The 14,503-nt window shown below is 42.4% G+C and carries 13 protein-coding genes, 1 tRNA gene, 1 other RNA gene and 1 pseudogene; 12 read left to right on the forward strand and 4 right to left on the reverse strand.

Annotated features, from left to right (window positions below; genetic code table 11):
- Positions 1-135 precede the first annotated feature (135 nt).
- Both U1P77_RS00040 and U1P77_RS00045 read right to left on the reverse strand, forming a co-directional pair.
- Positions 136-543, reverse strand: coding sequence for a hypothetical protein (locus U1P77_RS00040; RefSeq protein ID WP_321155451.1), 408 nt, complete (start codon positions 541-543; stop codon positions 136-138).
- Between the two features lie 278 nt (positions 544-821).
- Positions 822-2,027: pseudogene (locus tag U1P77_RS00045) on the reverse strand (DUF3362 domain-containing protein); the annotation flags it as partial.
- 168 nt (positions 2,028-2,195) lie between these two features.
- Between U1P77_RS00045 and U1P77_RS00050 the strand changes: the two are divergent.
- A complete protein-coding gene (locus U1P77_RS00050; protein ID WP_321155452.1) occupies positions 2,196-2,582 on the forward strand; it encodes a hypothetical protein in 387 nt (128 codons plus the stop codon).
- Positions 2,583-2,618: 36 nt separating this feature from the next.
- Here the strand turns inward: U1P77_RS00050 and U1P77_RS00055 are convergent, their stop codons facing one another.
- Positions 2,619-3,086, reverse strand: coding sequence for an Lrp/AsnC family transcriptional regulator (locus tag U1P77_RS00055; RefSeq protein WP_321155453.1), 468 nt, complete (start codon positions 3,084-3,086; stop codon positions 2,619-2,621).
- A 280-nt stretch (positions 3,087-3,366) separates the two neighbouring features.
- On the opposite strand from U1P77_RS00055, the gene rarD reads away from it, so the two are divergent.
- A complete protein-coding gene (gene rarD, locus U1P77_RS00060; RefSeq protein ID WP_321155454.1) occupies positions 3,367-4,377 on the forward strand; it encodes an EamA family transporter RarD in 1,011 nt (336 codons plus the stop codon).
- Between the two features lie 168 nt (positions 4,378-4,545).
- Here the strand turns inward: rarD and smpB are convergent, their stop codons facing one another.
- Positions 4,546-5,022: an SsrA-binding protein SmpB gene (smpB, locus tag U1P77_RS00065; protein ID WP_321155455.1), complete on the reverse strand. Its 477-nt coding sequence runs from the start codon at positions 5,020-5,022 to the stop codon at positions 4,546-4,548.
- Positions 5,023-5,403: 381 nt separating this feature from the next.
- Here smpB and coaD point away from each other — a divergent pair, with 381 nt between their 5' ends.
- From coaD to rnc, 10 genes are all read left to right on the forward strand, one after another.
- Positions 5,404-5,913, forward strand: coding sequence for a pantetheine-phosphate adenylyltransferase (coaD, locus tag U1P77_RS00070; RefSeq protein ID WP_321155456.1), 510 nt, complete (start codon positions 5,404-5,406; stop codon positions 5,911-5,913).
- 190 nt (positions 5,914-6,103) lie between these two features.
- Positions 6,104-6,352 (forward strand): YfhL family 4Fe-4S dicluster ferredoxin, encoded by a 249-nt coding sequence (locus U1P77_RS00075; protein WP_201556718.1) that lies wholly within the window; start codon positions 6,104-6,106, stop codon positions 6,350-6,352.
- A gap of 226 nt (positions 6,353-6,578) precedes the next feature.
- Complete coding sequence (gene bioA, locus U1P77_RS00080) at positions 6,579-7,892, forward strand: adenosylmethionine--8-amino-7-oxononanoate transaminase (protein WP_321155461.1); 1,314 nt, start codon at positions 6,579-6,581, stop codon at positions 7,890-7,892.
- A gap of 229 nt (positions 7,893-8,121) precedes the next feature.
- A complete protein-coding gene (gene bioD, locus U1P77_RS00085) occupies positions 8,122-8,862 on the forward strand; it encodes a dethiobiotin synthase (RefSeq protein ID WP_321155462.1) in 741 nt (246 codons plus the stop codon).
- 105 nt (positions 8,863-8,967) lie between these two features.
- Positions 8,968-9,349: RNase P RNA component class A (gene rnpB, locus U1P77_RS00090), an RNA gene on the forward strand.
- A gap of 192 nt (positions 9,350-9,541) precedes the next feature.
- Positions 9,542-9,618 (forward strand) — tRNA-Met (locus tag U1P77_RS00095).
- A 414-nt stretch (positions 9,619-10,032) separates the two neighbouring features.
- On the forward strand, positions 10,033-11,829 hold the full coding sequence (lepA, locus tag U1P77_RS00100) for a translation elongation factor 4 (RefSeq protein WP_321155463.1): 1,797 nt from the start codon (positions 10,033-10,035) through the stop codon (positions 11,827-11,829).
- An 80-nt stretch (positions 11,830-11,909) separates the two neighbouring features.
- Entirely contained in the window at positions 11,910-12,812 is a 903-nt protein-coding gene (lepB, locus tag U1P77_RS00105; RefSeq protein WP_321155464.1) for a signal peptidase I, read from the forward strand.
- 273 nt (positions 12,813-13,085) lie between these two features.
- A complete protein-coding gene (locus U1P77_RS00110; RefSeq protein ID WP_321155465.1) occupies positions 13,086-13,481 on the forward strand; it encodes a DUF4845 domain-containing protein in 396 nt (131 codons plus the stop codon).
- Between the two features lie 165 nt (positions 13,482-13,646).
- The gene (gene rnc / locus U1P77_RS00115) at positions 13,647-14,444 is read left to right on the forward strand and encodes a ribonuclease III (protein ID WP_321155466.1); all 798 of its coding nucleotides are present in this window, start codon (positions 13,647-13,649) and stop codon (positions 14,442-14,444) included.
- The last annotated feature ends 59 nt before the right edge of the window (positions 14,445-14,503 follow it).

Consider the following 14,503-nt stretch of genomic DNA (forward strand, 5'->3'; position numbering starts at 1 on the left):
GTGACAACTAGCTTGATAAACTCCGCCATCGTTTGATGACTGTTTTTTATATCTATAACAACTGACTATTTATGAAGCTTAATGATGTATCTATTCATTAGAATAAGTCGTTATTTTCTCAATTAAAATGACGGTTTAGATTTGGCAATTAACTTGGTATTCTTTACCGTCTGCCCATTTCATGGCTAGGATACCTTTATCGCCTTTTATGTGCCATGCATAGACAATTTCTGGGTTAGAGTCGTTTACATAGCTTGCGGTATCGCCTTGCACGCCACCATTTAAAATGATTGGCTGTTCTGACCATTTAATTTTAGGTAGAGTGGCGTTTAACATGACTTCTTCTTTGTTGATAGACTGTTTTGCCATGATTTTAGCGTCGTCAGTACAAGTATAAGGCGCTGGTGCCATACGATCATAGGCAGCTTTAGTCACGCTTTCTGAAGGGGTACTAGTACTAGGTGCAGTAGGAGCGGTAGTAGCACAAGCGCTAAGTAGAGCAAGGGCTGGTAGGGCAGTAGCTAGTTTCATCATGGTATTCATGGTCTTCTCCAAAATATAAAAATCGTTGTGTCTTTAGTTTTAATAACGCATTAAGCGTATGGCGTTCATAGTATCGAAAAGCCAATCTGGACAATGTTAGAAATTGTTCCTTAGATGTTAGCTTCGTTGCTTAACTTACTGACTAATGTAATTGTTCAGATGAGCTAATAAAAGACCAATAAAAAGCGCACAACAGCTTAAGGGCTGATGTACGCTTTTTATCTGAGCTGATTTAACTTATTTCATTTATATTAGCTCATTTATGCTGATTTATAAGCTTACTTGGTTTTACGCGGTGGCAGTCCGGTATGCTGAGTTTGGAAATTACCTTTACTCACCCTTTTAGCGTTTTTGCCCACTGGACTTTTCGCAGCAGAAGCACCACTCTTGGTAGCGACATGGTTATTACGTTTTACAGAGTCATTACCAAGACGACTGTTCTTTTTACGCGCCGATTGATAGCTGTCCTGCGCCGCATCACGCCCTTCTAAACTGGCGTTAAATGGAGGTATTAGGCAGCCACGACCTTTGCCAATAAGATCGCCACGGCCCATACTCTTAAGCGCCTCACGTAGTAGTACCCCGTTTTTTGGGTCGTGATAGCGTAAGAATGCTTTGTGTAATTTGCGCTGCTTACCGGACTTGACGATATCCATATCACCTTCAGCACGGCTAACTTTATGCAGCGGATCTTTATGGGTGTGATACATGGTGGTGGCAGTGGCCATAGGACTGGGATAAAACGCTTGCACTTGATCTGCGCGGTAGCCATGGCTTTTGATCCAAAGCGCAAGATTCATCATGTCTTCGTCTTTGGTACCCGGATGGGCGGCGATAAAGTAAGGAATCAGGTACTGTTCTTTACCGGCTTCTTGGCTGAACTGTTCAAACATGGCTTTAAATTGATCGTAACTGCCCATGCCCGGCTTCATCATTTTCGATAGTACGCCTTCTTCTGAATGTTCAGGGGCAATTTTGAGATAGCCGCCAACATGATGGCTGACCAGCTCTTTGACATATTCAGGATCTTTAACCGCCAAATCATAACGCAGACCCGAGGCAATAAGGATTTTTTTGACGCCTTTGATATCACGTGCTTTACGATATAGTTTAGTCAAATTACTATGATCGGTAATTAAGTTCTCACAGACGTCAGGATAGACACAAGACGGTTTACGGCAATTCTTTTCAATCTTCTCATCTTTACAGCTGAGGCGGTACATATTGGCAGTGGGCCCGCCAAGGTCGGATATCACACCAGTAAAGTTGGGCGCAGTATCACGAATAGCCTCAACCTCGCGTAGAATGGATTCTTCTGAGCGGTTTTGAATAATGCGCCCTTCGTGCTCGGTAATGGAGCAAAAAGTACAGCCGCCAAAGCCGCCGCGCATGATGTTCACTGAGAATTTAATCATGTCATAAGCAGGGATGCGCGCATCGCCATAGCTCGGATGCGGTAGGCGTGCATAAGGCAAGTCAGAGACAGTATTTTATGAGAAATAGTGTTTGTAACGGCTAATTAGGTATAGTTGAACTGTTTTAGTTCAGTGTTTAACCATAATATACTTCAATGTTATGAGAGGGCCTGTCTCTTGAAGAAAGCAGCATTTAAAAACAGCATTTTCTGAAAACAACACTACCTAGGATTAGAAATGCCCAATCGAATAATAGCGTTTTTATTAATTTTGCTCATACCTCTATCAGCAAATGCTTCAGACATGATTGTATTAAATGGCTTTTTATCTATAGCTTATATGTTGTTCTTCATACCTCTAGCACTATTAATCCATTTGATAGTTACTGTCTATTTTCAAAAGAAAGGCTACTATCGCGGCAAATCTTTTACTATCAAATATCTGATAATCGCTATGTTAGTTCCTATAACGGGCATTGCTTTGCTCACCTTTGAATATTTGTCGAATATGAGTAGGGCAGGCATGCACGTTGGAACCTTTTTATCTATTCTGTTCGTACATGGGTTTCTATCTTTAATTTTTGCTATTCCTTATCTTCTTCATCTTACGGCTACCGAAAAATAGAAAAACTATTCACTTTTCAACAACTATCAATAGTTATCAATCGAGCATAATCTTCGTACCACTCTTAGTAAAGTTCATTACAAACTGACTCTTAAAATTGCGCACATTATTTTCATAAGTCAGCAAGCTGCGGGTGAACTGATGATAGTCGCTCATATTCTTAGCGTTGACCATCAACATAAAATCAAAATCGCCCGACACTTCATAGCAGCTCATCACTCGCGACTGCGCGTCCATTAAGCGCTCAAATCGATGCTGCATCGAAGTATTGGAGCGCTCCATCTCTATCATAACCACCGCTGTCAGACCGTAGCCAACCTTATCAGGATTGACGATAGCCACCTGCTTGGTAATCACGCCATTGTCTATCAGTGCTTGAATTCGGCGTTGCGCCGTGGCGATAGACACATGAACGTGTTCTGCCACTATTTTTAGTGGTAGCGTCACATCGTCTTGTAATAGATTTAAAATGGCTTTATCCGTATTGTCTAAAAGCTGACTCATAAGTGTGTGTCCTCTTAGATAAAATCTTTAATAAGGGCTGATATTCTCAATAAAAAATTGTACAGTATCGAGAGAATATAGCTTCGTTATCATAACAACTTAAAATCTAATAAAAAAAGCTATTATTGTTCTGTTTTTAGATAAATAAAATCATATGTTCGATAATACTGAGATATATTTCCACTGTATCGCTGTAAACTGAATCTTATCAGCCAATAAGCAAAAAAATAAAGCTGGTAACGGTCTCTTTCTATTTCTATCTCAATTTATGGTGCTCTGTATGTCTACGTCAATCCTATCTAATATGGTAGCGTCCACTTTGTCGCGGTGGCTATTACCTGCCGTCTGGACCACCAGTAATACGCAGCAGCGCACCTTGATGTTAGGGGTGGTGTTTGCCATAGTATCCAATGTGCTGTTTGGCGTGCTTTATGCGTACAGCAGTTTTTTGGCACCTTTATCAGGTACGCAAGTATTTATTTGGCGCATGTTGGCGATGTGGGCGGTATTGATCGGATATTTGCTTATCAGTAGTCGGCTCAATTTGCATATTGATAAGCTGCGTGCTTTGAAGTCAGTCAAACAATGGGCATGGTTGCTACTGCCAACGCCAATATTTTTAAGTCAGTTGTGGCTATTTATGTGGGCACCCGTCAATGGTCAAGGCGTACAGACGGCGATGGGATATTTCTTATTCCCCTTGATGATGGTGGTGTTCGGTTGCGTATTGTTTGGTGAAAAGCTCAGCCGCCTCCAGTGGTTGGCAGTCGCATTTGCAGCAGTCGGCGTGGGCAGTGAAATCATACGGACCCAAAGCGTGTCGTGGGCGACTTTATGGGTCTGCGGTACCTATCCAATATATTATATTGTACGCAGACTGCAAGGTATTGATGCGATTACCGGCATGTTGGTGGATTTGACTTTGTTTGCGCCCTTTGCGCTTGGCTATCTGTATCTAGTGGCACCCAGTAATTTGTCTATGGTGGCAGGTTCTGGGTTCTTTATGGTGATGCTGGCAGGTTTGGGTGTGCTGAGTGTGTTAGCAATGAAGACCAATATCGATGCCAGTCAAATGTTGCCTGTGAATGTATACGGAATGATGAGTTATTTGGAGCCGGCGTTATTGTTTATTTTAGCGGTAACCGTGCTGGGCAATCCATTTGAATCGGCGATGATATACAGCTATGGTTTGATTTGGTTAGGTATTGCCTTTTTAATTGCTCATGGTATCCGTCAGTTACGTCGTGCTCGTAGAGAGACGCGAAGGGTGTTAAATGAGCAGGTAGCTTAAATGAATAGAGAGCTTAATTTTAAAGTTATTTAAAAATTACTGAGCAAAACTAACCCTATAAAAGATCATAAAAAAACGGACGATTCAGCTATTATTTAAGCCGAATCGTCCGTTCTATCGTAAAGAAACAAGTGCGTTGTTAAACTAACACCTCTAATATAAAAGCGGCTAGTCTAAATGTTGCTTAAAACCGCGCTGTTTATCACGTTCCCAATCGCGGTCTTTTAAGGTTTTGCGTTTGTCGTGCTGTTTTTTACCTACCGCCAGCGCAATTTGGCATTTGACCATTGAGCGCTTCCAATAACAAGACAACGGTATGCAGGAATAGCCTTTTTGGTTGACTGCCCCAAATAGTTTTTCAATTTCGCGGCGATTGAGCAGCAGCTTGCGAGTCCGAATACTATCAGGGTCTACATGGGTCGAGCTTGAAAGTAGGGCTTGCACATGCGACCCAAATAAGAACGCTTCCCCATTACGGAAGGTAACGTAAGCTTCCGTAATCTTCATTTTACCGGCACGGATGGCTTTAACTTCCCAACCTTGGAGTGACAAACCTGCTTCAAACGTCTCTTCAATAAAGTACTCGTGGCGAGCCTTTTTATTGGCACAAATTTGATTGTCAGGCTTTTTTGATTTTTTTGACATGGCTTCCTCTTCTAGACATGGCGTCTTGGTCTGACCAGTTCCTCATCCTATCGTCAAACCTAACTATTTGGTTTTGACTACAAATACAGATGAGTCGAACCGCCTATTGTAGCAAAGCATCCAACGAAAATGTAAGTAGGCTGTTATGACAAATGTAGCGGCTGCGTTGTATAATGAACGAGTAACTTTGAAAATTTATGAGCGATAAAAACGAGGGTGTTTTGCTAAATTATATTAGCAATAACGGAAATTAAAAAATTAACAGCGCTGACTAGTATTTTTTATTGCCAGATAAATGGGAGATAAATGGGAGATAAGTGTTAAATTTAGGCAAAATTTGCTAGCATAGTCGGTAACATTAACGACCAAATTAGCACCGCTATGAGCCTTCCTGCGACTTCCTCAAAATTACATACTAAAATTTTATATCCGGGTACCTTTGACCCCATTACTAATGGTCATGTGGACTTAGTCACACGGGCGGTAAAACTGTTTGATGAAGTGGTTATTGCCGTTGCTTCTGGCCATCATAAAAAGCCTTTATTTAATTTTGAAGAGCGCGTAGCATTAGTCGAGACAGTATTTGCTGATTTACCGCAAGTATCCGTAATAGGCTTTGAAGGTCTATTAGTCGATTTTATGCGCGAAAAAAATGCCACCGCCGTACTGCGTGGTCTGCGAGCCATGTCAGACTTTGAATACGAGTTTCAGCTGGCCAATATGAACCGTGAGCTTGATGAAAACTTTGAAGCGGTATTTTTAACCCCTTCTCAGAATTACTCGTTTATCTCATCGACTATGATTCGCGAAATCGCTAAACTTGGTGGTGATGTCAGTAAATTCGTGCCGGATTGTGTTGCCGAAGCCTTTACGCAAAAGCTAGATGTATAGTCTATTTACCTTGAAATGACTACAGGGTGGCTGGGGAAAAATTTTGTAGCATCGAAAAGTGGCGTAGCCGCACAGCAAGCAAGAAAATTTTACCAGCCCCACGTAAATAAGACGTGTCTAATTCGGTTTTGTAGCAAATACTTAGAAGTTAAATATACAATAGCCAATTCCAACAAATAAGGAGCCGTTCATGGCGCTATTAATCACGGATGAATGCATCAACTGTGATGTGTGCGAGCCTGCTTGCCCAAATGATGCTATCTCAGAAGGCGATGATATTTATGTTATCGACCCTGACTTGTGCACCGAATGTGTCGGGCATTTTGACGAGCCACAGTGTGTAGTCATCTGTCCGGTTGACTGTATTCCTCATGACCCTAATTATGTCGAAACGAAAAGCGATTTGATGTCAAAATATAAACGTATTACTGGTAAATAAACTACTGGGCAATAAGTCACTATTAAACATGACTGTTAAAAACGACTACTCACATCTAACCACCATTTAAGAAGCATTCATTCTAATACTTTCTCTGAAAATCAAAGCCAACTAGGAAGACGAGTGCAAATGCTGTGTTCGTAGGTTGAGTGAGTCTGAGAGTATTGGCTTAGCTAAATTGTTTTTTGAAATTGGTATAAAGAGCTAATATTTTACGGACAAGACTATGACTATCAGTATGGACCAGTCTACAAGTGACTTTGACCAACAACATCTCTGGCATCCTTATGCCAGCCTGCCGCCCACTTATCCTAATATCGTTATTGACCATGCCGATGGCATTTACATTGTCACCCAAGATGGCACGCGCCTTATAGATGGGATGTCTTCATGGTGGGCTAGCGTTCATGGTTATAACCACCCCACACTAAATGCCGCTATTGTTGAGCAGTTGGGTAAAATGGCGCATGTGATGTTTGGTGGCTTGACCCATCAGCCAGCGATAGATTTAGGCAAAAAATTACTAGATATTGTCCCAGCTGGATTAGATGCTATCTTTTATTCCGATAGTGGCAGTATTGCGGTGGAAGTAGCGCTTAAGATGGCGCTGCAATATCAAGTTGCCGCCAAATGCCCAAACAAGAAGCAATTTGCTTCCACCCATTCAGGATATTATGGCGATACTTGGCATGCAATGAGTGTCTGTGATCCGGTAGCGGGTATGCATAGTCTATATGGTAATCAATTGCCCATGCAGCATTTTGTACCTGCGCCGCCATTAGGCTTTGAGCGTGCGTTGATGGAAGATGAGCGCGATGAGTTAACCACTTTTTTTGATAATAACAGCGACAAGTTAGCAGGCTTTATTATTGAGCCGATTATCCAAGGCGCTGGCGGTATGCGCTTCTATAGTCCTGAGTATTTGCAACTGTTACGTCAGCTGTGTGATGAGCATGATGTAGTATTAATTGCTGATGAAATTGCGACTGGTTTTGGTCGTAGCGGTAAATTGTTTGCTTGCGAGCATGCCAATATCAGTCCCGATATTATGACTGTCGGTAAAGCGTTGACTGGTGGCTATATGACCTTTGCGGCGACTTTATGTACGCGCAAAATTGCCGAGACTATTAGCCAGAGTGATTATCCAGCGCTGATGCACGGCCCTACTTTTATGGGCAATCCTCTGGCCTGTGCGGTCGCGTGTGCCTCAATTGATTTGATAGTATCTTATGATATCCCTAATCGTACCGCAAAGATGCAAGCCACTATGGAGCAGCAGCTTGCACTAGCCACGATGCTAGAGGGCGTTAAAGAAGTACGCTGCCTGGGCGCAGTAGCCGTTATTGAGCTATATGACGCTGTTGATATGCCTACCTTTCAATCCTTACTTATTGAAAATGGAATTTGGGTCAGGCCATTTGGTAAATTGGTCTATATCATGCCGCCTTATGTTATTACCGATTCCGAGCTTGTGACTTTATGCCAAGCGTTGTTAAAAGTAGTCAGCACTTATTTGACTCAAATTCAAAACCAGCGATAGTAAATATTAAATGAAATAGATACGGGTCATAAAAATTGCAAGGCTGGCAAATTTTTATCGCTTGCTGTGCGGCTCCGCCACTCCAGAGGCTTCAAAAAATTCACACAGCCATGCACACTGTATCCGTTTTAAGGTCGATATATCCACCCTGACGCTTAGTTGTGGTTTTTAATTTCATGATTAAGTCACTGTTGTATCGGTTAACAAGTCTTCTGTTATAAGGTAGGTTATGAGCGTTCTATTTGTTTCTGGCATTGATACTGACATTGGTAAAACTTATGCCACTGGAATGATTGCTAAAGCGTTGATGCAGCAGGGTATCAATGTCATGACCCAAAAGCTGGTACAAACGGGTGTGGCGATTAATCCACTCAACGGCGAAATGGGTATTGCTGATGATATTGTTACTCATCGTCAATTGATGGATATCCCGCTACAGCCTTGTGATCTTGATTTTACAACCTGTCCTTATCGTTATCAGAAGCCTGCGTCACCGCATTTATCCGCTAAGCTTTCAGGACAAACTCTTGACCCTGAGTTGATTACTAGCGCCACTCAACGTTTGCAACCCGAGTATGAGGTAGTGTTATTAGAAGGAGCAGGTGGGTTACTCGTGCCGATAACTGAATCGTTATTAACCTTAGATTATATTGCTACTCAAGGCTATCCTGTCATTCTGGTCACCTCGGGGCGGCTTGGCAGTATCAATCATACTTTACTCAGTTTGGAAGCCATAAAATCGCGCGGCCTACAAGTCCATAGTGTTATCTATAATCATATTCATGATGCCAGTGCTAATACCGATGCTGAGATAGCTGGTAGTACCATTGATTTTTTGCGAAACTACCTTCAGCAGCATTATCCCAGTGCGCATTGGTTACAGCTGCCGCATTTAGCGATTAACACGCCAGCTAATACTAAAATGCTATCAGCAGAAGATTGTTTAACTTTGCCTAGTAACTTTGTTTGAGTCATTTATATATTTAATTTACATATTTAATAGCTTTATTTTGAGCGGGCAAATAACTGGAAAAGACTTTCCCAAATAAGCGTAAGGTTTGCTATAATAGCGCGCTTGGTAGACTAGGCAATCGCCGCTGCACACTGGCAACAGACATGCAGGGGAGGAAAGTCCGGGCTACATAGGGCAGCGTGCCAGCTAACGGCTGGGCAGGGTAACTTGACGACCAGTGCAGCAGAGAGTAGACCGCCTTTGATTATTTAATTGTCGCAAGACGTTGATGTCATCGGTAAGGGTGAAAGGGTGCGGTAAGAGCGCACCGCGTGGCTAGCAACAGTCCACGGCATGGTAAACTCCACGCGTAGCAAGACCAAATAGGCATCGGCATGGCGCGGCCCGCGTTCGATGCGGGTAGGTTGCTTGAGCGTATTAGCGATGATACGCCTAGAGGAATGATTGTCCACGACAGAACCCGGCTTATCGGTTTACCAAACCTTTTTTGAAGTTTAAGTTACAAGTTTTCAAATTTCAGTATTTTAAGTGTTAAAACAGCCATAAGGGCTTGCTGTTTTAACGAATGGCTTTATTTTTAAAGTAAAACTATGCTTTTGTAAAAAGTTTTTGTAAAAAAATTCTACTTAAGGGTTGACGCAAGTTATCTGCTTAGGCATAATACCGAGCCTAAAATGGCGATGTAGCTCAGCTGGTTAGAGCGCATGACTCATAATCGTGAGGTCAAGAGTTCAAGTCTCTTCATCGCCACCATTTATATGCAGTTGCTCAAATTTAAAACTCCAATCCTTTGTGATTGGTTTTTTTTTGCCCGAAAAATACTTAACTCTTCAAGCCCTTCCTACCTAGCAGTTTTAATTTCTCTACTTCTACCTCATATAGCCGCAAGCTAAGTCAGCTTCATCAATCAGCTAAGTTATTTTCATCGTTAAATCACTTGATTTTTAAATCAAATGCTTGCTGACGAAATCGCCTTACTTTACAGCAGAAAACTGCTAGAATACGCTCACATGCCTGCGCGTATTAGTAAGCGCTATGAGCTGTTGATTTGAGGCGATAATATTAGCGAACCAGCTGATCTTAATTATGGGCGATTATTTTATTAATTGCGCCTGACATCATTTTTTATTCCCATTATTCAATCACCCCTTATTTAGTAGGCGCTTTGTGACTGCATTAGCCAATATTCGTAACTTTTCTATCATTGCCCACATTGATCATGGCAAGTCGACCCTTGCTGATCGTTTTATTCAAATGTGCGGCGCGCTGCAAGATCGCGAAATGCAAGCGCAAGTACTCGACTCCATGGATATTGAGCGAGAGCGCGGTATTACCATTAAAGCACAGTCGGTGACTCTGTATTATGATCACCCCAATGGTGAGCGCTATCAGCTCAATTTTATTGATACGCCAGGACACGTCGATTTTTCTTATGAGGTTTCGCGCTCACTAGCGGCTTGTGAAGGCGCGTTATTGGTGGTTGATGCTGCGCAAGGGGTAGAGGCACAATCGGTTGCTAACTGCTATACCGCGGTCGATCAGGGCCTAGAGGTGATGGCCGTTTTAAACAAGATCGACTTACCGCAAGTTGAGCCTGAACGCGTTATTCAAGAAATTGAAGATATTATCGGCATCGAAGCTATTGATGCCCCGCGTGTCTCCGCAAAGTCTGGGCTGGGTGTTGACAAGCTGCTAGAGGCCTTGGTTGAATTTATTCCAGCGCCGACCGGTGACCGTGAAGCGCCGCTACAAGCCTTGATCATTGATTCGTGGTTTGATAACTATTTGGGCGTCGTCTCATTAGTACGCGTGCGCCAAGGTACGGTACGTCAAGGCGATAAAATCTATATTAAGTCGACCAAAGATTCGCATCCGGTGGGCTCAATTGGTGTCTTTACACCGAAGCCTTTAGATACCGGTATTTTGGAAGCTGGTGAAGTTGGTTTTATCATTGCGGGTATTAAAAACATTGCCGGTGCGCCGGTTGGTGATACCATTACTCATGCCAAAACGCCTGACGTTGACTATATCCCTGGGTTTAAGAAAGTCACTCCGCAAGTGTATGCGGGTATGTTCCCGGTCGAATCTACTGATTTTGAAAAATTCCGTGAGGCGCTACAAAAATTACAAATTAACGATGCTTCGTTATTTTTTGAGCCAGATACCTCAGATGCGCTAGGTTTTGGTTTTCGCTGCGGCTTTTTGGGTATGTTGCACATGGAAATTATCCAAGAGCGCCTAGAGCGTGAATATAACTTGGACTTAATTACTACGGCACCCTCGGTCATTTATGAGATTGTGAAGAAAGATGGCGAGATTATTTATGTTGATAACCCGTCAAGACTACCTGAACCTAATAACATTGAAGAGTTCCGTGAACCCATAGCGCGCTGTCAGATTTTAGTACCGCAAGATTATCTTGGTAACGTTATGACTCTCTGTATTGAGCGTCGCGGTATGCAGGTTGATATGCGCTTTATGGGCAAACAAGTCCAGCTGATATTTGATATTCCGATGGGCGAGGTGGTGATGGATTTTTTCGATCGCCTCAAATCAGTCTCGCGCGGATTTGCTTCACTTGATTATAACTTTGAGCGTTATCAAGTCGATAACCTAGTCAAAGTTGATGTGCTGATTAATGGTGAGAAAGTGGATGCCTTAGCAATGATTGTACACCAAGCACAATCTCGTTACCGTGGTAACGCGCTGGTTGGTAAGATGAAAGAGCTGATTCCAAGACAGATGTTTGATGTGGCCATTCAAGCCGCTATCGGCGGTCAAATTATCGGTCGTAGTACGGTCAAAGCCATGCGTAAAGACGTGTTGGCTAAGTGTTATGGCGGTGATGTCTCGCGTAAGAAAAAACTATTGTCTAAGCAAAAAGCCGGTAAAAAACGTATGAAGCAAGTTGGTAATGTAGAGATTCCGCAAGAAGCCTTCTTAGCGGTATTGCAAGTAGATTAAAATATTGATATCAAAATAATCATAGCTAGTCTTATAAATTAAAATAGTCAGATAAGCAGCTTGTTAATAGGTCATTGAGTATGGATTTTGATTTTAATTTAATTTTGGTGCCATTAACCTTAGTCTTAGGTGTGGTCTGGCTATTGGACAAATTAGCATTTAAGCAGCGTAAAACCCGTGGGCCCGGCAAAGAAAGTTTGCTGGTACGCTGGGCCTATGATTTTTTTCCCGTACTAGCAGTGGTGTTAATAGTGCGCTCGTTCTTGATTGAACCGTTTAATATCCCGTCATCCTCTATGGTGCCGACTTTATATACGGGCGACTTTATTGCTGTTAATAAATATGCTTATGGCGTACGTTTACCGCTTACTTATAATAAAATTATAGATACGGGTTCGCCGGAACATGGCGATGTAATGGTATTTCGCTACCCTGAAAACCCCAGCATTTATTATATTAAGCGCTTGATTGGTTTACCGGGTGATACCGTTAGCTATGATCAAGGCACACTTGCGATTAATGATGTACCGGTAGACACCAAGTTAGTGAATTTTGATGCCAATGCTGAGCTGACTTCTCAGTTGTATGGCGCAGGGCAGGTTGCTCCCGGACGAGTCATTACTGAGCAAGCAGCAGTACAGATGGGACAAGAAGAAGAAGGTCAGGCGCAATATTTTCAAGAAAACCAAGGTGACAATCAGCATTTAGTTCGTTATTTAGAGGGTATGAATAGCTCACAGTATGCCCCATTTTTACAGCAACAAGCGCCAGAAGTAGTCAGCTCAGAGGGCACGCAGTGGAGTATTACTGTGCCTGAAGGTCAATATTTTGTAATGGGTGATAACCGCGATCGTAGTGCTGATGGACGTTTTTGGGGCTTTGTTCCTGAAGAAAACTTAGCCGGTAAAGCGGTTTATATTTGGATGCATAAGCCGCCAGGTCTTAATCTGCCTACCTTTGCACGTAATGGCTCTATTGACTGAGATGATAAATGGTCTGCTGGTTGGTTCAACTACTGGTTGGTTCAACTACTGGTCGGCCTAACCACTGGATGGCGTACCAATTTAATATTGCCACGTTCCCTCGTTTTTGCCCTGTAAATCATAGACAAGCGTCTTATGAATGCAAAGTTTGTGCTAATATTGACGCCAACTGTATTTTTATTACTACACAATCTCAAGACTTTTCTATAAAAGAGCTATCGCTACAGTAGGTATAGCTACTAAAAAATAATAATTTATCAGTCGGGGAATGTTATGTTGCAGCAGTTGTCTGGTTTGTCTTCACAGCGCGGCGCTAGTGCGACTAGTATAGTGTTGTTTATAATCGTTCTTGGGGTTGCCGCTAAGTTAGTGATTGCTATCGTACCGGCACAGGTCGGCGACTACCAACTGACTAAAACCTTGGAATCACAGCTTAAAGAAGCAAACAATAATAGTGTGGCGGCCAATCAGTTCGTTGAGCACGTTAATAAACAGTTGTCTATTAATGCTGATTATGATACTAAGGCTGAAGACGTGTTTACCTTTACCAATAAAAAGACAGGTCAACTGGCTATCTATAAAAAGTACGAAAAAACCAACACCCTCTATGGTAATGTCGATATCGTTAATCGCTTCGAGGGAAATATCGATGCGGCAGCAGCTGAGTAGTTAGCTATAGCGCTAAGCCGATTTTTAGACTGTTTATATTTAAAAGCGCTTCTTAGCTCTTGTTATAGAGACCTTATCGGAACATTCGAAAACTATTTTTTATAAAAACTCTATACATTTAGCCAACTCAATCATTGAAATAAAAGGGATAACCACAAGCCACGCATGAAATCAATTTCGCAGCAAAATCAGGCGGTGCCTACGGTCCAGAAAAATAGTGCACCTGTGGACACTTTTCTTATCAGCTCAGACTTTATTCAACGGTTGACGGTATTGACCCGTAAGTTGGGTTATGTATTTAATGATCTTAGCTTACCTAAGCTTGCGTTGACCCATCGTTCGTTTGATAGCAAAAAGAACTACGAGCGTTTAGAGTTTTTAGGGGATGCACTCTTGGGTATGATTGTTGGTGAGGCCTTGTATCATCGTTACCCCACCCAAAATGAAGGGCGTTTGACTCGTATGCGCGCAACCTTAGTACGTCAAGAGTCGTTGGTGACGATTGCACAAAACCTAGAGTTGTCCAATCACTTGATCTTAGGTGTGGGTGAGCGCAAAGGGGGCGGCCGCAACCGTGCTTCGATATTGGCAGATGCTGTGGAATCCCTTATAGGCGCTATTTATTTAGACAGTCAAGATATGACTATTACTCGGACTTGCGTATTGTCATGGTACGGGGATCTTATTGATAACGTCAATGATCAGAAAGTACTCAAAGACGCCAAAAGCCGTCTACAAGAATGGCTACAATCTAAGCAATTTGATCTGCCACATTATGAGCTCATGGAGACGCGTGGTAATGCGCCGCATCAGATATTTGTGGTGCGCTGTCAGGTAAATATCAGTAAGTGTCCTGATATTACAGAGTCTGGCGAAAGTCGCCGCATTGCTGAGCAAAAAGCGGCAGAGCTAATGATCAATCAGTTGTATAAGCTGCCGAATGCGCTCAAAAAACGTTCTTAGCTTGAATGTTAGCTATCCAAATAAATACCATTAAATTATAACGATTTTTAAATATATAA

The sequence above is a fragment of the Psychrobacter sp. LV10R520-6 genome (assembly GCF_900182925.1).
In the GTDB taxonomy this organism is placed as follows: domain Bacteria; phylum Pseudomonadota; class Gammaproteobacteria; order Pseudomonadales; family Moraxellaceae; genus Psychrobacter.

Excerpts from the sequence above, each read along its gene's own strand:
- U1P77_RS00040 (WP_321155451.1), bottom strand. The coding sequence starts at position 543 with ATGAATACCATGATGAAACTAGCTACTGCCCTACCAGCCCTTGCTCTA.
- U1P77_RS00050 (WP_321155452.1), top strand. The coding sequence starts at position 2,196 with ATGCCCAATCGAATAATAGCGTTTTTATTAATTTTGCTCATACCTCTA.
- U1P77_RS00055 (WP_321155453.1), bottom strand. The coding sequence starts at position 3,086 with ATGAGTCAGCTTTTAGACAATACGGATAAAGCCATTTTAAATCTATTA.
- rarD (WP_321155454.1), top strand. The coding sequence starts at position 3,367 with ATGTCTACGTCAATCCTATCTAATATGGTAGCGTCCACTTTGTCGCGG.
- smpB (WP_321155455.1), bottom strand. The coding sequence starts at position 5,022 with ATGTCAAAAAAATCAAAAAAGCCTGACAATCAAATTTGTGCCAATAAA.
- coaD (WP_321155456.1), top strand. The coding sequence starts at position 5,404 with ATGAGCCTTCCTGCGACTTCCTCAAAATTACATACTAAAATTTTATAT.
- U1P77_RS00075 (WP_201556718.1), top strand. The coding sequence starts at position 6,104 with ATGGCGCTATTAATCACGGATGAATGCATCAACTGTGATGTGTGCGAG.
- bioA (WP_321155461.1), top strand. The coding sequence starts at position 6,579 with ATGACTATCAGTATGGACCAGTCTACAAGTGACTTTGACCAACAACAT.
- bioD (WP_321155462.1), top strand. The coding sequence starts at position 8,122 with ATGAGCGTTCTATTTGTTTCTGGCATTGATACTGACATTGGTAAAACT.
- lepB (WP_321155464.1), top strand. The coding sequence starts at position 11,910 with ATGGATTTTGATTTTAATTTAATTTTGGTGCCATTAACCTTAGTCTTA.
- U1P77_RS00110 (WP_321155465.1), top strand. The coding sequence starts at position 13,086 with ATGTTGCAGCAGTTGTCTGGTTTGTCTTCACAGCGCGGCGCTAGTGCG.
- rnc (WP_321155466.1), top strand. The coding sequence starts at position 13,647 with ATGAAATCAATTTCGCAGCAAAATCAGGCGGTGCCTACGGTCCAGAAA.